The 16,423-nt window shown below is 72.6% G+C and carries 12 protein-coding genes and 1 tRNA gene; 10 read left to right on the top strand and 3 right to left on the bottom strand.

The window, feature by feature from the left end; all coding sequences use genetic code 11:
• The first annotated feature begins 239 nt into the window (after positions 1 to 239).
• The gene (locus tag IEZ10_RS09020) at positions 240 to 2,222 is read left to right on the top strand and encodes a hypothetical protein (protein ID WP_189246015.1); all 1,983 of its coding nucleotides are present in this window, start codon (positions 240 to 242) and stop codon (positions 2,220 to 2,222) included.
• Between the two features lie 227 nt (positions 2,223 to 2,449).
• On the opposite strand, the gene IEZ10_RS09015 is transcribed toward IEZ10_RS09020, so the two are convergent.
• Positions 2,450 to 3,070, bottom strand: a complete 621-nt coding sequence (locus IEZ10_RS09015; RefSeq protein ID WP_189246014.1) for a DUF6286 domain-containing protein — start codon at positions 3,068 to 3,070, stop codon at positions 2,450 to 2,452.
• 148 nt (positions 3,071 to 3,218) lie between these two features.
• Here IEZ10_RS09015 and IEZ10_RS09010 point away from each other — a divergent pair, with 148 nt between their 5' ends.
• Positions 3,219 to 4,412: an amino acid deaminase/aldolase gene (locus tag IEZ10_RS09010; protein ID WP_189246013.1), complete on the top strand. Its 1,194-nt coding sequence runs from the start codon at positions 3,219 to 3,221 to the stop codon at positions 4,410 to 4,412.
• An 8-nt stretch (positions 4,413 to 4,420) separates the two neighbouring features.
• Here the strand turns inward: IEZ10_RS09010 and IEZ10_RS09005 are convergent, their stop codons facing one another.
• The gene (locus tag IEZ10_RS09005) at positions 4,421 to 4,759 is read right to left on the bottom strand and encodes a DUF3618 domain-containing protein (protein WP_179819147.1); all 339 of its coding nucleotides are present in this window, start codon (positions 4,757 to 4,759) and stop codon (positions 4,421 to 4,423) included.
• Between the two features lie 111 nt (positions 4,760 to 4,870).
• Here IEZ10_RS09005 and bcp point away from each other — a divergent pair, with 111 nt between their 5' ends.
• The 5 genes from bcp (at position 4,871) to IEZ10_RS08980 (ending at position 11,252) form a co-directional block, all read left to right on the top strand.
• The gene (gene bcp / locus IEZ10_RS09000) at positions 4,871 to 5,338 is read left to right on the top strand and encodes a thioredoxin-dependent thiol peroxidase (RefSeq protein ID WP_189246012.1); all 468 of its coding nucleotides are present in this window, start codon (positions 4,871 to 4,873) and stop codon (positions 5,336 to 5,338) included.
• A 533-nt stretch (positions 5,339 to 5,871) separates the two neighbouring features.
• Positions 5,872 to 5,944: transfer RNA gene (locus IEZ10_RS08995), tRNA-Leu, on the top strand.
• A gap of 630 nt (positions 5,945 to 6,574) precedes the next feature.
• Entirely contained in the window at positions 6,575 to 8,986 is a 2,412-nt protein-coding gene (locus IEZ10_RS08990) for a M4 family metallopeptidase (protein WP_189246011.1), read from the top strand.
• Between the two features lie 383 nt (positions 8,987 to 9,369).
• Complete coding sequence (locus IEZ10_RS08985; protein ID WP_229811081.1) at positions 9,370 to 10,560, top strand: sensor histidine kinase; 1,191 nt, start codon at positions 9,370 to 9,372, stop codon at positions 10,558 to 10,560.
• Positions 10,561 to 10,580: 20 nt separating this feature from the next.
• Complete coding sequence (locus IEZ10_RS08980; RefSeq protein WP_229811080.1) at positions 10,581 to 11,252, top strand: response regulator; 672 nt, start codon at positions 10,581 to 10,583, stop codon at positions 11,250 to 11,252.
• 20 nt (positions 11,253 to 11,272) lie between these two features.
• Here the strand turns inward: IEZ10_RS08980 and IEZ10_RS08975 are convergent, their stop codons facing one another.
• Positions 11,273 to 11,671, bottom strand: a complete 399-nt coding sequence (locus IEZ10_RS08975) for a VOC family protein (RefSeq protein ID WP_189246009.1) — start codon at positions 11,669 to 11,671, stop codon at positions 11,273 to 11,275.
• A 93-nt stretch (positions 11,672 to 11,764) separates the two neighbouring features.
• Here IEZ10_RS08975 and IEZ10_RS08970 point away from each other — a divergent pair, with 93 nt between their 5' ends.
• The 3 genes from IEZ10_RS08970 to IEZ10_RS08960 all read left to right on the top strand — a co-directional run bounded on the left by IEZ10_RS08970 (position 11,765) and on the right by IEZ10_RS08960 (position 16,344).
• Positions 11,765 to 12,754: a helix-turn-helix transcriptional regulator gene (locus IEZ10_RS08970; RefSeq protein WP_189246008.1), complete on the top strand. Its 990-nt coding sequence runs from the start codon at positions 11,765 to 11,767 to the stop codon at positions 12,752 to 12,754.
• A gap of 293 nt (positions 12,755 to 13,047) precedes the next feature.
• Positions 13,048 to 13,821, top strand: coding sequence for an ABC transporter ATP-binding protein (locus tag IEZ10_RS08965; protein ID WP_189246007.1), 774 nt, complete (start codon positions 13,048 to 13,050; stop codon positions 13,819 to 13,821).
• A gap of 3 nt (positions 13,822 to 13,824) precedes the next feature.
• Entirely contained in the window at positions 13,825 to 16,344 is a 2,520-nt protein-coding gene (locus IEZ10_RS08960; protein ID WP_189246006.1) for an ABC transporter permease, read from the top strand.
• Positions 16,345 to 16,423: the final 79 nt, after the last annotated feature.

The following is a 16,423-nucleotide window of genomic DNA, read 5'->3' as shown; positions in this document are numbered from 1 at the left end:
GACTCGGTCCGGCGGCCGGGACGGCAGGGCGGACGGGTCTCCCCCGCCGGGTCCGGTTCGGGCTTCCCGCCCTCCGGACCGGCGGCCGCGCGGGAACGTCTCCGGCGCGAGACCACCGAATCAGCGCAAAAGCCACCTTCTCGCACCTGATCTCCGCCGCGCGGCCTATGCTGGTTGGCTCGTCGCGGAGGTCCCGGCCGCAGGGGCCTCCCGCCGAGACGAACCCGGGAGGTCGGAAGGTGTCAGCGGGAGTACGTCCGGACCGCCGTTCCCCGCGTCTCCTCAGCCTCCTCGGCGCCCACCGGATATTCCTGGCAGCGCTGCTGGCCGGGGGCGCGCTGCGGGCCCTGGCCGTGCTCGGCTACCGCCCGGCCCTGTGGTTCTGGGCCGACTCCTTCGTCTACCTCAACGGCGGCCTCGACCCGCGGCCCATGGAGTCGCGGCCCGCGGGATACTCGCTGTTCCTGTGGCTGCTGCACCCGCTGTCCAGCGTGCCGGCCGTCGTCGTGGTCCAGCACCTGCTCGGCCTGGCCACGGCGGCCTGCGTCTACGTCGTGCTGCGCCGCCCGGGCGGCCTGCCCGGCTGGGGCGCCACGCTCGCCGCCCTGCCGATCCTGCTGGACGTCCACCAGATCCAGCTCGAACACCTCGTCATGGCCGACTCCCTGATGGAGTTCCTCGCGGTGCTGGCCGTCACGCTGCTGATGCGGCGGGAGCGGCCGGGCATCCCGGCCGGCCTGCTCGCCGGGCTGCTGCTGGCCGCGGCGACCGCCACCCGGACGATCGGCCTGCCGCTGACCGCCGTCGTCCTCGTCTGCCTGGTGATCCGCCGGGCCGGCTGGCGGGCGGTCACCGCCACCGCCGTGGCCGCCGCGCTGGGCCTCGGCGCCTACGCCGCCTGGTTCCACTCCGAGTACGGCACCTACGGCATGACCCGGGGCAACGCCTTCCTGTACGCGCGCACGCTCACCTTCGCCGACTGCGCGAAGATCAGACCGGCCGGCCCGGAGGCCGCCCTGTGCCCCGACGAGCCGGTCGGCGAGCGCAAGGCCCCGCCGCTCTACATCTGGGACGGTTCCTCCCCGCTGAACAAGGTCAAGGGGAGCTGGGCCGAGCGCGACCGGCTCGCCGGCGACTTCGCCGCCCAGGCCATCAGGGCGCAGCCCCTCGACTTCCTGCGCACCGGCCTGGCCGACGTGGCCCACATCTTCGACTGGAACCGCCGCGTCTACCCCACCCCCGGCCCGCAGAGCGCCTACGTCTTCCCGGAGACGGCCAGGCCCTTCCCCAAGGGGACCGCCTCCCAGGGCCGGACGGCCGAGCAGATCACCGTCGCCTACCAGGGCGCCTCCGGCCGGCCCGTGCTGGCCGAGCCGTACGCCGGGCTGCTCCGCGACTACCAGCGGTACGGCTACCTGCGCGGCCCGTTCATCGCCGTGATCACGCTGATCGGCCTGGCCGGCGTCCTGGCGCGCGTCCGGCGGCTCGGCGGCGCCGTGCTGCTGCCGTGGGCGGCCGGCGCGACGCTGCTGGCGCTGCCGCCGTTCATCGCGGCCTTCGACCACCGGTACGTGGTGCCCGCACTGCCGTTCGTCTGCCTGGCGGCCGGGCTGGCCTTCTCACGGACGTCCCGAGCGGTCCGGGAGACCCCGGACGCGTCCGGCCCGGCGGTCCCGACGGCCGGGTTGAGCGACCTGCTCGTGCATCCGCTCCCGCCCGCGGCGGCGGGGTCGTCCATGACGGCCGGCGCGTTCCCCGGCGTGTCTCCCGGCGCCTTCCCCGGCGCGCCTCCCGGTGCGTTCTCGGGTGCCTTCCCGAGTGCGGGTGACCGGGACCCGTGGGCGGACCGGCCGGCGGCGCCCGCCGCGCCCGCCGCGCCCGCCATGCCCGCCGGGTCCCGGGCCGGAGGGTCAGCGCCGTCCGACGTGCAGCCGGACGACCGCCCCGAGATCGTCGTCGCCGACCGTCCGGCGCACCTTGCCGACCGCGTCGCGGTTCAGCCGCGCGACGAGCTTCGCGAGGTCCGACGCCGGCCCGCAGGTCACCGAGATCCGCAGCCGGTCGCATCTGACCCATCGGACGCGAACCCGGCCGAGCCCTTCGATTTCTTTAAGCGCGACCCCCAGCATGGCGGTCGCGCTGCCGCTCCGGCTCCCCAGACGTCCCAGTCCCACGGCCCGGATCAGCCAGCGGATCGACAGCAGCGCCAGCGCCGTCAGTAGCAGCGCCGCCGCCCACCCCGCCCACGGGTGCTCGGCCACGCGGGCGGGCAGACCGCGGGGCAGCAGGCGCTCCCCACGCGGCCAGGGGAGCCTGCCCTCCCCGCGCAGGAAGCCGTAGAGGCCGGCCACGGCCAGTGCCAGCCCGACGACGGCGAGCCCGACGCGGTTCCCCCGGTACGGCCTCATCCGCGACCCCCGTCCATCCGTCTCCCCCGTCCGCCGGCCATCTAGAGCCTCCGCCTGCGGAGCCGTACCACGATCTCCCCCTCGGAGATCGCGCCCAGGCCCGCCAGCCGGTCGCCCACCACCGTGCCGACCTGGCGGAGCAGGGGGCCGGTCCGCTCGGCGCCGCTGACGACCGTGATCTCGATGTCCCGCGCGCCGAGGCGCACCCGCGCGCCGGTCACCTCGTCCACCGACTCGGCCGCCGCCCGGAGCGTACGGCGCAGCGCGCTCCTGGTCAGGCCGATGTACAGCCGCGGGTCGGAGGTCTCCAGCGGCACCAGCCGGGTGCGTCCCGGCAGCAGCGCGAGGGTGAGCAGCACGGCGCCGGCCATGATCGCGCCCAGCGAGATGAGGATCACGGCGGGATCCGACCAGGCGGCGGCGCCGGGCCCGGCGGCGATCCTCCGGTACGGCACCCTCCCCAGCGGGTGGTCCGTCACCATCCCGACCGTCACCCCGGCGGCGGCCGACAGCGCGGTGGACGTCATCAGGGCGACCACCACGCCGGCCGGGCTCCTGGCCGGGCGGAACAGCCGTACCGCCCGGCGGCGGGCGGCGTGCTGCTGTTCCTCGGCCGTCGTCCCCCCGACCCCCGCCGCGGTCTCCTGAAGGCTACTCGTCACGCCCCCAGGCTTAACCGGCCGGAGGCCCCCGCGCGGGCCGCGACCTGCCATTTTCATGATCTTGGGATCGCCCTGGCGGGAGACTTTACCGCCGCCCATCGAATATGAATCCTACTCATGTTCGACATCGCCGGGTTATCCTGCGGTCATGGACGACCGTCAGCGCTACGACCGGGCCACCGCGCACCTGGATCCCCCGTTCGCCGTCCTCGACCTGGCGGCCATGCGCTCCAACGCGGAGAACATGGTCCGGCGGGCCGGCGGCAAGCCGATCAGGGTCGCCAGCAAGTCGATCCGATCCCGCCCCGTCCTCGAACGGATCCTCGCCATGGACGGCTTCGCCGGCATCATGGCATTCACCCTGCCCGAGGCCCTCTGGCTCGTCTCCACCGGGCTGCGTGACGTGCTCGTGGCCTACCCCACCGCCGACCGCGCCGCGCTCGCCGAACTGGCCTCCGACGGCCGCGCGGCCCGGGAGGTCACGATCATGGTCGACCACCCCGACCACCTGGACCTCGTCGAGTCGGCCGTGGCCGGCGTCCGCGACCGCCACGAGATCCGGGTCTGCCTGGACATCGACGCGGGGTTCGTCGCGCTCGGCGGCCGGCTCCGGGTCGGCGCCCGCCGCTCCGCCGTACGCGAGGCCGGCCAGGCCGCCGACCTGGCCGCCGACATCGCCAAGCGGACCGGCTTCCGCCTCGTCGGGCTGATGGCCTACGAGGCCCAGATCGCCGGAGTCGGCGACGCCGCGCCGGGCAGCCCCGCCCGCACCCGGGCGATCCGGTGGATGCAGGCCAGGTCGCGGCGCGAGCTCGTCTCCCGCCGGGGCCGCATCGTCCACGCCGTCCGCCAGGTCGCCGACCTGGAGTTCGTCAACGGCGGCGGCACCGGCAGCATCGAGAAGACCGCCCGCGAGAAGGCCGTCACCGAGATCGCCGCCGGATCCGGCTTCTTCCACCCCCGCCTGTTCGACTTCTACCGCGGCTTCACCGGCCGGCCCGCCGCGCTGTTCGCCCTCCCGGTCGTCCGCCGCCCCGCCGCCGGTGTCGTCACCGTCCTCGGCGGCGGCTACCACGCCTCCGGCGCCCCCGGCCCGGACCGCCTCCCCCAGCCGTACCTCCCCTGCGGGCTGCGCTACGACCCCGACGAGGGCGCCGGGGAGGTCCAGACCCCCCTCCTCGGCCAGGCGGCCGAGGACCTGCACGTCGGCGACCGCGTCTGGTTCCGCCACGCCAAGGCCGGCGAACTGTCCGAACGCTTCGCGAGCCTGCACCTCGTCGACGGCGAGGAGATCGTGGAGGAGGCGCCCACCTACCGCGGCGAGGGCCGGACCTTCCTCTGAGACCCGGGTCAGCGGCGGCGGCGCCGCCAGAGCAGGACCGCCGCGCTGACCGCGAGCACCGCCCCCACACCCACCAGGATCGGCCCGAGCTCCGGCTGCTCCCCGGCCCAGAGGTCCTCCGGCTCCTCCCCCGGCCGCACCGGCCGCGGGTTGAGCCCGACCGCCTCCCCGACCCGCTCGCCCACCGAGACCAGGAACCTCCTGGCGTCCGACTCGGCCTTGGCGACCGTCCGGCGCGCGACGTTCTTCGGGCTCACCCGGTCGGCGATGGCGTCCACCGTCTGGGCCAACTCGGCACGGGTCCGCGCGATCCGCCGTTCCAGCTCCATGGGATCGGTGTCCGCCATGGCTCTCCTCTCATCGCCCTTGACATCGATCAGTCTGTCAGGTCCGTCCCCCCGACGACACTTCGGGCCGACCGGTAAGTTGACCCGGGAACGATTCCACGGAGGGACACCATGAAACTCGAGCCCGGCGACGCCGCCCCGGACTTCACCCTTCCCGCCGCCGACGGTACGACCGTCTCCCTGGAGGGGCTGCGCGGCAGGCGGGTGATCCTGTACTTCTACCCCGCCGCGATGACCCCGGGCTGCACCAAGCAGGCCTGCGACTTCCGCGACAGCCTCGACTCGCTGGCCGCCGCCGGTTTCGCCGTACTCGGCGTGTCGAAGGACTCCCCCGCCAGGCTGGCGAAGTTCGCCGAGCGCGACGCGCTGACCTTCCCGCTGCTGTCGGACCCGGAACTGGAGGTCCACAAGGCGTACGGCGCGCACGGCGAGAAGACGATGTACGGCAGGACCACCGTCGGGGTGCTGCGCTCCACCTTCGTCATCGACGCGGACGGCAAAATCGAAAAGGCCCTCTACAACGTGAAGGCGACCGGCCACGTGGCCCGCCTGCGCCGCGAACTGGGCGTGGACCAGTAGCATTTCCCTTTTTATAGCCATTTGAGCGCACCCCGGGGATTGTCGGTCGCGCCACCCGTCCTCGGGGTGTGCCCATCGAATACGAATACACCCCCGAAATGCCGGCCGAGGCGGCGGCGAAATCCCTCAGCGTCACCGAGGTCCTCCGCCGCCTGGGCGTGACCGTCGCCGGAGGCGACCACGCCCACATCAGCCGCCGGCTGAAGCGCTTCCGGATGACGCGTCCCACTTCCGAAGGGTCGCTTCCGACAAGGGGCGGCCCTCGCCCAGGCGCCGCCGTCCGGAGCGGATCCTCGCCATATGGCCGAAGGGCGGCCCCCGCCCCGACGCGGGCCGGCTCCGGCGGAGCCTTCTGGCCGCCGGGGTGCCGTACCGGTGTGCTGGCTGTAAGATCGAGGGGATCTGGCCGGGCCGGGCCCTGACCCTGCACGTCGATCACATCAACGGCGACCGACTGGACAACAGAATAAAAAAACTTGCGCTTTCCCCGCCCGAGCCGCCATCCTCAGACAGGGAATTCCGCAGGAAAAGCAGGGGCCGTAGCCCAACGGTAGAGGCGGCAGTTTTAGGTACTGTACAGAGCGGGTTCGAATCCCGCCGGCCCCACAAAAGAATCGAAAACAATCCGGCGGTCCCCAGGTCCGTGAACACCGCCGTGACCGTTTCACCGCAGGACGCGTTCTTCATCGAGTACCACCGGAGGGAGAAGGGCGCGAGGCCGAGGTTCGCGGCCATCCGCGAGGCGCTGTGACCGCCGCGCGAGGCGACCCTGGGGAGAGGCTCGCCACCGCCCTTCCCGAAACGCCTCCCCCGCACTCCGCCCGCACTCCGCCCGCACTCCGCCCGCCCCGCCGTCCGCCGCGTGCCGCCGGTCGCCGGGCCCCCGCGTCCCGCCGCGCCGGGTGGGATCGGTTGGCAATGGGCCCCATCCGTACCCGCCGAAACCCGCCCGTGAATGGCGGGTGGGGCCGTGAACAGGATCTCCACGCAGTGATCACTCTCGTCACCAAATCGTGAAAATTCATCTTTTGACCGAAATATTGACGGCGATCTCACGGCAGGGTCAAATCCTCTCAGCCCCAGTGCTACCGACGAGTCCCTCCCCTCCGCCGTTCACCTCGCCAGGCGCGCAGCGTGCGTGGACGCGCTCCGGGACTCGCCACCACGCACCACGGCGGACCACGGACACCCCTCCGAAAAGATCCCGTGGCCGCCGCTCAGCAAAGGAGCACCCGCGTGAAACGCTCTGTCGCGTTTGCGCTCGTTGCCTCGGCGTCAAGCCTCGCCGTGGCACTGTCCGCCCCGTCCGCCGGAGCCATCGGGCTGACCGCCCAGGCTCCGCCGGCCGCCTCCCCCGACACTCCCGCCCAGGCCGCCGACCGCCTGGTGGAGTCCGAACCGGCGATCCTGCGGGCCTCTCCCAAGGACCGCTTCCTGCGCCACAGCGCTCTCGCCACCAAGGACGGGCTCAACTACATCGCCTACGAGCGCACCTACTCCGGCCTGCCGGTCTACGGCGGTGACTTCGTCGTCGTGACGAACTCCACCGGCGGCGTGCTGAGCACATCGGTCGCCCAGACCGAGCCGCTGAGCGTCTCGACCACCCCGAAGATCGACGCGGCGAAGGCCGCCGAGATCGCCCGGACGCAGATCAGCGACCCCGCCGAGGTCGCCGCGCCGAAGCTGTCGGTGATGGCCCAGGGGCGGGGCCGGCTGGCCTACGAGGTTCTGGTGACCGGCGCCGACCGCGGCCGCGAGAGCAAGATGCACGTCTTCGTCGACGCGGTGACCGGTGAGGTCGCCGAGAAGTCGGACGAGGTCAGGGACGGCTCGGGGGCGAGTTACTACAACGGCCCGGTCACCATCGGCACCTCCGGCTCCGGCACGTCGTACTCCATGACCGACCCGGCCCGCCCGGGCATCCGCTGCGGCGGTCAGGGCGGCACCGCCTACACCGGGACGGACGACAGCTGGGGCAACGGCTCGGGCACCAACCTGGAGACCGCGTGCGTGGACGCCATGTACGCGGTGAGCCAGGAATGGGACATGCTCAAGAGCTGGCTGGGCCGCAACGGCATCGACGGCAACGGCAACGGCTTCCCCGCGCGGGTCGGCCTGAGCGATGTCAACGCCTACTGGAACGGCAGCTACACCAACTTCGGCCGTTCCCAGGACGGGCAGCGTCAGGCGACGCCGATCGACGTGGTGGCCCACGAGTTCGGGCACGCGATCTTCCAGACCACGCCGGGCGGTTCGAGCGGCAGCAACGAGAAGGGCGGGCTCAACGAGTCCACCGGTGACGTCTTCGGCGCGCTGACGGAGTTCTACGCCAACGAGCCCGCGCAGTACGACCCGCCGGACCTCAGCGTGGGCGAGGAGGTCGACCTGGTCGGCGACGGGCCGATCCGCTACATGCACAAGCCGTCCCTCCTCGGCGACCCCGACTGCTACTCCTCCTCGGTGCCGAACATGGAGGTGCACGCCGCGGCGGGCGTGCAGAACCACTGGTTCTACCTGCTCTCCATGGGCTCCAACCCGACCAACGGCCAGCCGGTCAGCCCGACCTGCAACAGCACGACGGTCGCGGGCGTGGGCATCCAGAAGGCGGGCCAGATCTTCATGGGCGCGCTGAACCGCAAGACCACGACGTGGACCCACCAGCTCGTCCGCAAGGCGAGCCTGGAGGCGGCGATCCAGCTGTTCCCGGGTTCCTGCACCGAGTTCAACGCGACCAAGGCCGCGTGGAACGCCGTCAGCGTTCCGGCCGCCTCGGGCGAGCCCACCTCGTGCGGCTCGACGAGCAACGACTTCTCGATGACGCTGAACCCGGCCTCGGCCAGCGTGCAGGCCGGCCAGCAGGCGACCTCGACGGTCGGCACGCAGACCACCTCGGGCAGCGCGCAGAGCGTGACGTTCTCGGCTTCCGGCCTGCCGTCGGGGGCGACCGCGTCCTTCAGCCCGGCGTCGGTGACCTCGGGCGCCTCCTCCACCATGACGATCTCGGTCCCGGCGAACACGGCCGCGGGCACCTACAACGTGATCGTCACCGGTGACGGCGCCAGTGTGGACCACACGGCCACGTTCACCCTCACGGTCGGCACGACGGGCAACGTCGTCTTCAACGACACCTTCGAGACCGACCTGGGCTGGACGGTGAACGCGAGCGGCACCGACACCGCCACCGCCGGGAAGTGGGAGCGCGGTGACCCGGCGGCGACGACCTCCTCGGGCGTGACGCTGCAGCTCGGCACCACCGTCAGCGGGTCCAACGACCTGGTCACCGGCCGTCTGGCGGGCACCGCGGCGGGCGACTACGACGTGGACGGCGGTCTGACGAGCGTCCGTTCGCCGGAGATCGCGCTGCCGTCCGGGACGCTGACGCTGACGTTCTCCTGGTACCTGGCGCACCTGAACAACGCCAGCAGCAGCGACTACTTCCGGGTCCGCGTGGTGAGCGGCAGCTCGAACACCGTGGTGTTCCAGCAGCTCGGCGCGGCCTCCAACCGGGCCGGGGCCTGGCAGACGGCGACGGTGAACCTGTCGTCCTACGCCGGTCAGACGGTCCGCCTGCTGGTCGAGACCGCCGACGCCTCGACGGCGAGCCTCATCGAGGCCGGCGTCGACGACGTGAAGATCACCAAGTCCTGATCCGGCGGGTCCGGCGTGGCGGCCCGGCCGTCACGTGAACGTCGCGGCCCCGGTCCCCTCCCCAGGGGCCGGGGCCGCTTCGCGCTCTCCCCATCGTCACCGGCCGGCGTGTTCTCCCGAGTCGCCGGCCGGCCGGGCGGGCGGATGTCTCCCGAGTCGCCGGGCCGCGCGGTGCGTCCTCACCATCGCGCGGCCCGGCGTTGTTGTGATCCGCCATCACAAACGGTCTCCCTTTACTCACCCCGGAGGGTGCTCCCAGCCACCATGATGCCCAAGAAGTGGTAAAGCACACGTAAGCCGTACAAAATGTGCTACCTGGGTCGTACACCGTGCTCCGCCCTGAGGGGGAAGGGGATCGATCCGCCCGTACATATCGTGGGGATGTGTTCGGCAGACTGCACTCCTGGGGTCGGCGGCACCCGGCGGTCGTGGACCTCCTGTGGCTGGCGCCGTTCCTGCTGATCTCGTTCGCCAACCTTCAGCTGCTCCGCTCCGGGGACGCCCACCTGCTCGGCAGGGACCTCGGGCCCTGGGGGTTCCTCGTGCTCGCGGTGGCGCTGGTGGCGCCGATGTTCTGGATGCGCCGCCGCCCGCTGGCGGTGTTCGCGATCGTCTCGCTGGTCAGCTTCGTCCAGTGGCTCGCCGACGCGCAGCCGCAGTTCTTCAACCTCTCCGTGCTCATCGCCATGTACGGCGTGGCGTCGCACTGCGCGCCGCGCTGGGCGGTGGGCGCGCTGCTCACCTCCGAGCTGGGCGTCTTCCTCGCCCTCCTCCAGTCCCCCGGCGACCCCGACGGCAGATCCTTCGCCAGCTCCTCGGTGTTCGTCGTGGCGATCTGGATCACCGGCATCTACACCAGCACCCGCCGCCGCTACCTGGAGGGACTGGAGGAGCGGGCCGAACGGGCCGAGCGCGAACGCGACCAGCAGGCCCGGCTGGCCACCGCCGCCGAACGGGCCCGGATCGCCCGCGAGCTCCACGACGTGGTCGCGCACAACGTCAGCGTGATGATCGTCCAGGCCGACGGGGCGGGCTACGCGCTGGGCGGCGGAGACCCCGACACGGCCCGCGAGGCGATGAGGACGATCTCCGCCACCGGCCGCCGGGCCCTGGCCGAGATGCGCCGGATGGTCGGCGTGCTGCGGGCCGACGACACCGCCGAGGAGTACACCCCGCAGCCCGGCCTGTCCCAGCTCGACGACCTGGTGACGCGGGTCCGCTCCTCCGGCCTGCCGGTGGACCTGCGCGTCACCGGGGCCCGGCAGGCCCTCCCCGAGGGGGAGGAGCTGACGGTGTACCGGATCGTCCAGGAGGCGCTGACCAATACCCTCAAGCACGGCGGTCCCGGCACGCGGGCCACGGTCGAGATGGAGTACGGCGTGCGCGAGCTGCTGCTGCGGGTGACCGACGACGGCCGCGGCGCCGCGGCCCCCCGCAGCCCGGACGGCCACGGCCTGGTCGGCATGCGGGAGCGGGCCGCCGTGTTCGGCGGGAGCGTCGACGCCTGCCCCCGGCCCGGCGGCGGGTTCCAGGTGACGGCGCGGCTGCCGGTGGGCGAGCCCGCGGCCGGTTGAGCGAGAGGGGTGCGCGGGACGTGATCCGCGTGATGCTGGTGGACGATCAGGAGCTGCTGCGGACGGGGTTCCGCATGGTGCTCGGGGCGCAGCCCGACATCGAGGTCGTCGCGGAGGCGGGCGACGGCGCCGCGGCGGTCCGGGTCGCGCGGACGGCCGGGGCGGACGTCGTGCTGATGGACGTGCGGATGCCCGTCATGGACGGGGTGGAGGCGACCCGGCTGATCCGCGCCGCGCCGGACGGGCCACGGGTGCTGATCCTCACCACCTTCGACCTGGACGAGTACGCGTTCGCCGCGCTGAAGGCCGGCGCGTCCGGGTTCCTGCTCAAGGACGTGCCGCCCGCCGACCTCATCAGCGCGATCCGGTCGGTGCACAGCGGCGACGCGGTGGTGGCGCCGAGCACGACGCGGCGGCTGCTGGAGCGCTTCGCCGTACACCTCCCGTCACCGGGTACGGCGGAGCCCGCGGCGCTGGACGGGCTCACCGCGCGGGAGCGCGAGGTGCTGGTGCTGGTGGCGCGGGGGCTGTCGAACACCGAGATCGCCGCCCGGCTGGTCCTGGCCGAGGCGACGGTCAAGACGCACCTGGGCCGGATCCTGGCCAAACTGGGCCTGCGGGACCGGGCGCAGGCGGTGGTGTACGCCTACGAGAGCGGCCTGGTCACCCCGAACTCGGCGGACTGGATGTGATGTCTCAGGACGTTGGCTCCTCAACGTGCGAACTTTTCGATGGCCGCCGGGGTGACGGGGGTGAAGAAGTTGACGAGGTTGCCGTCGGGGTCGCGGAACAGCAGCGACCGGTTGCCCCAGGGCATCGTGGTGGGCCCGTTGACGAAGTCGGTGACGAAGCCGGTCAGGTTCCGGTGAACGCGGTCCACGTCGTCGACGAGGAACTCGATGATCATGCTGTGGTTGTCCGCCGGGCGGGCAGAGCCCGGGGCGAACAGCGGGACGGTGCGGGTGCCGGCGATCGCGAGGGTGGCGTTGGGGGTTGTGAGTTCGGCGAAGTCCTCGGTGGCCCACATCGCCCGCACCCCCGTGGCGCGCTCGTAGAACTCGACGAGACGCGCGACGTCGCTGGTGATGATGCGGATCGAGACGAAGTCCATGGGGATCTCCTTGGCTGTACCGGAGGCGTGCACGTCGCAGGCTAGGAGAAATAGTGGACAGAATCGGTCCACTATTCGCGTTAAGTTGTGCACATGCCTCGACCCACCGGCCGCGTGCTGACACTCCTGGAGCTGCTGCAGTCGGGCGGCACCCGGACCGTGGCCGAACTCGCCGACCGGCTCGGCGTCGAAGGGCGCACCGTGCGGCGGTATGTGGACCAGTTGATCGATCTGGACGTGCCTGTGGAATCGGTGCGCGGCCGCTACGGCGGTTACCGGCTCGCTCCCGGGTACCGCCTGCCTCCGCTCATGCTCAGCGACGACGAGGCGCTGGCCGTGCTGCTCGGCCTGGTCGCCGGCCGCCGAGCGGGGTTGACGACGACGGAGCACACGGCGAGCGAGACGGCATCGGCGAAGATCCGGCGGGTGCTGCCCAGGCACATCGCCCGCCGGCTCGACACACTCCTGGAGGCTCTCGCCTTCACGGACCAGCCCGGCGGGTTCGACACCCCGGACGCCGGGGTCCTGCTCACCATCGCCGATGCGGTACGCCACCGCCGACCGGTCTCGATCCGCTACACCGACCGCAACGGACGGCGCAGCGAACGCACACTGCACGCGTACGGGATCGTCGCCCATTCGGGCCGGTGGTACGTCACGGGCAAGGACGCCCGGATCAGCGAGGACCGAACCTTCCGGCTCGAGCGCATCGCGGACGCGAGGACCCTGCCCGGCTCATTCGAAGCGCCCGCGGGTCCCGGTCCGGCACAGCGCGTGTTGTCAGGGTTCGCCACGGCTGAGTACCGGCATGAGGTGACCTTGCGAATCCACGGGACAGCCGAGCACATCCGCGCCCACCTTCCCGCCGGCATCGCGAGCCTGGCGGAGCACGAACCCGCGACGGACCAGGACCCGGCGGCCGAACGCTGGCTGCGCGTCGAGCTACGTGCGGAGCGGCTCGACTGGTTGCCTCCGGCACTCGCCTCACTCGACCGGCCGTTCGTCATCGAGCGCCCCGATGAACTGCGCGGCCTCGTCATCGCGCTCGGCGATCGCCTCGCCTCCTACGCCCGCCAGGCCTGACGGCGAGGAACCGGTGTCAGGAGATGGCACAACCGGCTCTCCTCCCTGCCGCCCCGGCTCCCCGCCCGCCGAGTCTCGTCGAGCCCGGCCGGGGTCCGTGCCCGGGGACCCTCGCCCGGGGCGGGGCCGGGTCGGCCGAATGGCCGATGCGGGTCTACCCCTCCGGTGGGAACGGCCGCTCCGCGCGGGCCCTTCGGTGGAGGACAAGTCCGTCCTGCAGTCCGATGGCGGGCGTTTCCCCTGGCAATAGCGTTTTTCCCGTCATGAACGCTGTTGTCGCAAGGAGAGTTGACGTGACCCTCACCGGTGGAGAGGTCGGCGCGCGGGGCGCGCGGGAGAACGCGGTGCCCGCCGTGGTCGCGAAGGGGCTGACGAAGAGCTACGGCCGGGGGGACGCGACCGTGCACGCGCTGCGCGGAGTGGACGTCTCCTTCGCGACCGGCGCCTTCACCGCGATCATGGGGCCGTCCGGGTCCGGGAAGTCCACGCTGATGCACTGCCTGGCGGGCCTCGACACGGTCAGCGGCGGGCAGGTGCACATCGGCGACGTCGAGCTGACCGGGCTGGGCGACAAGCGGCTCACCCTGCTGCGCCGCGAGCGGATCGGCTTCATCTTCCAGGCGTTCAACCTGCTGCCGACGCTGACCGCCGAGCAGAACATCCGGCTTCCGCTGGACATCGCCGGCCGCCAGGCCGACCAGGACCTGTTCGACCGCGTGGTGGAGACCGTGGGCCTGCGCGAACGGCTCGGGCACCGGCCGACGGAGCTGTCCGGCGGCCAGCAGCAGCGGGTGGCCGTGGCCCGGGCGCTGATCAGCAAGCCGCAGGTCATCTTCGCCGACGAGCCGACCGGCAACCTCGACTCCCGCAGCGGCGCCGAGGTGCTGTCCTTCCTGCGCACGTCGGTGCGCGAGCTCGGCCAGACGATCGTGATGGTCACCCACGACCCGGTGGCGGCCTCCTACGCCGACCGCGTGGTGTTCCTCCGTGACGGCCTGCTGGTCAGCGAGATCCACCGGCCGACCCCGCAGAGCGTGCTGGACACGCTGATGAAGCTGGAGGCCTGAGGGATGGTCAAGGCGACACTGGCCGGGCTGCTGGCGCACCGGCTGCGCCTGCTGCTCACCTCGCTGGCGATCGCGCTGGGCGTGGGCTTCATCGCGGGCACGCTCGTGCTCACCGACACCATCGACGCGGGCTTCAGCCAGCGGTTCGCCGCGGCGGCCGACAAGGTCGACGTCGCCGTGCTGCCCGCCCCGGGCACGGACCGGCAGGTGCCACCCCACGTCCCGGCGGCGGCGCTGGAGAAGGTCCGTGCGGCCCGCGGGGTCGCCGACGCCCAGGGGCTCGTGCGGGGCACCTCCGCCCTGATCGGCAAGGACGGCAAGGCCGCCGGCGACTACCCCACCTCCGGCATCGCCGTCGTCGAGGGCCCGCTGAACCGCACCGAGATCACCAGCGGCGCGGCGCCGAAGACCGACGCGCAGGCCGTACTCGACGAGAACACCGCCAAGACCCGCGGCTTCAAGGTCGGGGACCGGATCACGGTGCTCGACTCGCGCGAGACCAGGCACGAGTTCACCCTGGTCGGCCTGTTCGACGTCGGCCTCGACCAGGAGCTCGGCTACACCGGCGCGGTCGGCTACACCACCGCCATGGCGCAGCGGATGACCGGGCAGCGCACCTTCACCGAGATCGACGTCGCGGCCGCCGAGGGCGTCTCCCAGGAGCAGGCCCGCGCGGCGGTCGCCGCCGCCCTGGGGTCGGGCTACCAGGTCGTGACCGGGGAGAAGTTCGCCGACGACCTGGCGAAGCAGAACGGCGCGGACACCGGGATACTCAAGACAGGCCTGCTGCTTTTCGGCCTGGTGGCGATGTTCGTGGCCGCCCTGGTCATCTACAACACCTTCACCATCCTCGTCGCCCAGCGGACCAGGGAGATGGCGCTGCTGCGCTGCATCGGCGCCACCCGCGGGCAGGTCTTCGGCTCCGTCCTGCTGGAGTCGACGGTCGTCGGACTGCTCTCCTCGGCCCTCGGGCTGCTGCTCGGCTACGGCCTGAGCCTGGGGGCGCTCACCGCGCTGACCTCGTTCGGCGCGCCGCTGCCCACCGGTGTGGTCCCCACCCTGTCGCCGCGCACGATCGGGCTGGCCGTGGCCCTGGGCGTCGTCGTCACCGTGGGCGCGGCGCTGCTGCCGGCCCGGACGGCGACGCGGGTCGCGCCGATCGCGGCACTGCGCTCGCAGGTCGAGGAGCGCACCTTCCGGACCGGCGTCGTCCGGACGGTCCTGGCGGCGCTGTTCCTGCTCGCCGGCGCGGGCGTCACCGCGGCCGGGGTCGCCATGGACCCCGGCGAGTCCGCGCTCTTCGTCGTCATGGCAGGCGGCACGGTCTTCTTCCTGGGGGTGCTGATCTTCGGCCCGGTGCTCGTCAGGCCGCTCGGCGCGCTGGTCGGCTGGCTGCCCGCGAAGCTCTTCGGGGTGCCCGGCAAGCTCGCGGTGGACAACTCCGGCCGCAACCCGCGCCGGTCGGCCACCACGACCGTGGCGCTCACCGTGGGCGTGACGCTGATGACCCTCATCGCCGTCATCACCGGCACCGTGCGGGTGACCTTCACCGAGCGGCTCGACGAGCAGTTCCCGGTGGACTACCTGATCCAGCCGCAGGACGACGACGCCACACTCCCCCGCGCCCTGGGCGAGGGCCTGCGGAACAGGCCCGAGCTCGCCTCGGTCGCCGCGTTCCGCGAGAAGATCACCGAGGTCGGGGGCCGCGGCGCCGAGTTCCGGGTGGGGACCTTCACCCCGGCGCCGGACTTCCGGCCGGAGCTCGATGCGGGGTCGATCGCGCTGCTCACGCCCGGGACCGCGGTCATCGGCCGGCACGTCGCCGCCGACCTGGGACTGAAGGTCGGCGACCGGATCACCGTGCGGACCGCCAAGGCCGGCGCGGTGGACCTGAGGGTGGTGGCCACCTTCGACCCCGCCTCCGGGGTCCTGCCCCCGGTCACCGTGCCGACGGCTGACTTCGACCGCTACTTCGGCGCGGTCGGCGACAGCCGGCTGATGGTCAACGCCCGGGACGGCGTCGGCGCCGACGTGGGACGCCGGGCGGTCGAGGCGGCGGCGCAGCCGTACCCGACGGCCAAGGTCGCCAGCGCGGCCGAGATCCGCGGCGAGTTCGAGGAGTCGCTCGACATGATGGTGATGATCATCACCGGCCTGCTGGGCCTGGCGGTGCTCATCTCCCTGCTGGGCATCGCGAACACGCTCTCGCTGTCGGTGTACGAGCGGACCCGGGAGTCGGCCCTGCTGCGGGCGCTCGGCCTGACCCGGCCCCAGCTGCGGCGGATGCTCTCGGTGGAGGCGCTGATCCTGGGGGTCATCGGCGCGCTGGTCGGCGTGGCGCTCGGCGTCGGGTTCGGCTGGGCCGCGACGCAGACGATGAACGACGACGTCGCCTTCCAGGTGCCGGTCACACAGATCCTGGTGTTCGTGGCGCTGTCCGGCCTGGCCGGGGTCATCGCCGCCGTGCTGCCGGCCCGCCGGGCCGCCCGCGCCTCCATCGTCGGCTCCCTCGCCACCGGCTGACCGGCCGGCACGGCGGCCGGGGTGTCCGCGGGGCGGCGCGCGTCGGGTGGAGAAGCGCACACACGGCCGGGTCGCCCGC

The organism is Streptosporangium pseudovulgare (assembly GCF_014648055.1).
GTDB lineage: Bacteria > Actinomycetota > Actinomycetes > Streptosporangiales > Streptosporangiaceae > Streptosporangium > Streptosporangium pseudovulgare.
Note: the sequence above shows the minus strand (reverse complement) of the source record. Positions and strands in the feature narration are given on the sequence as shown.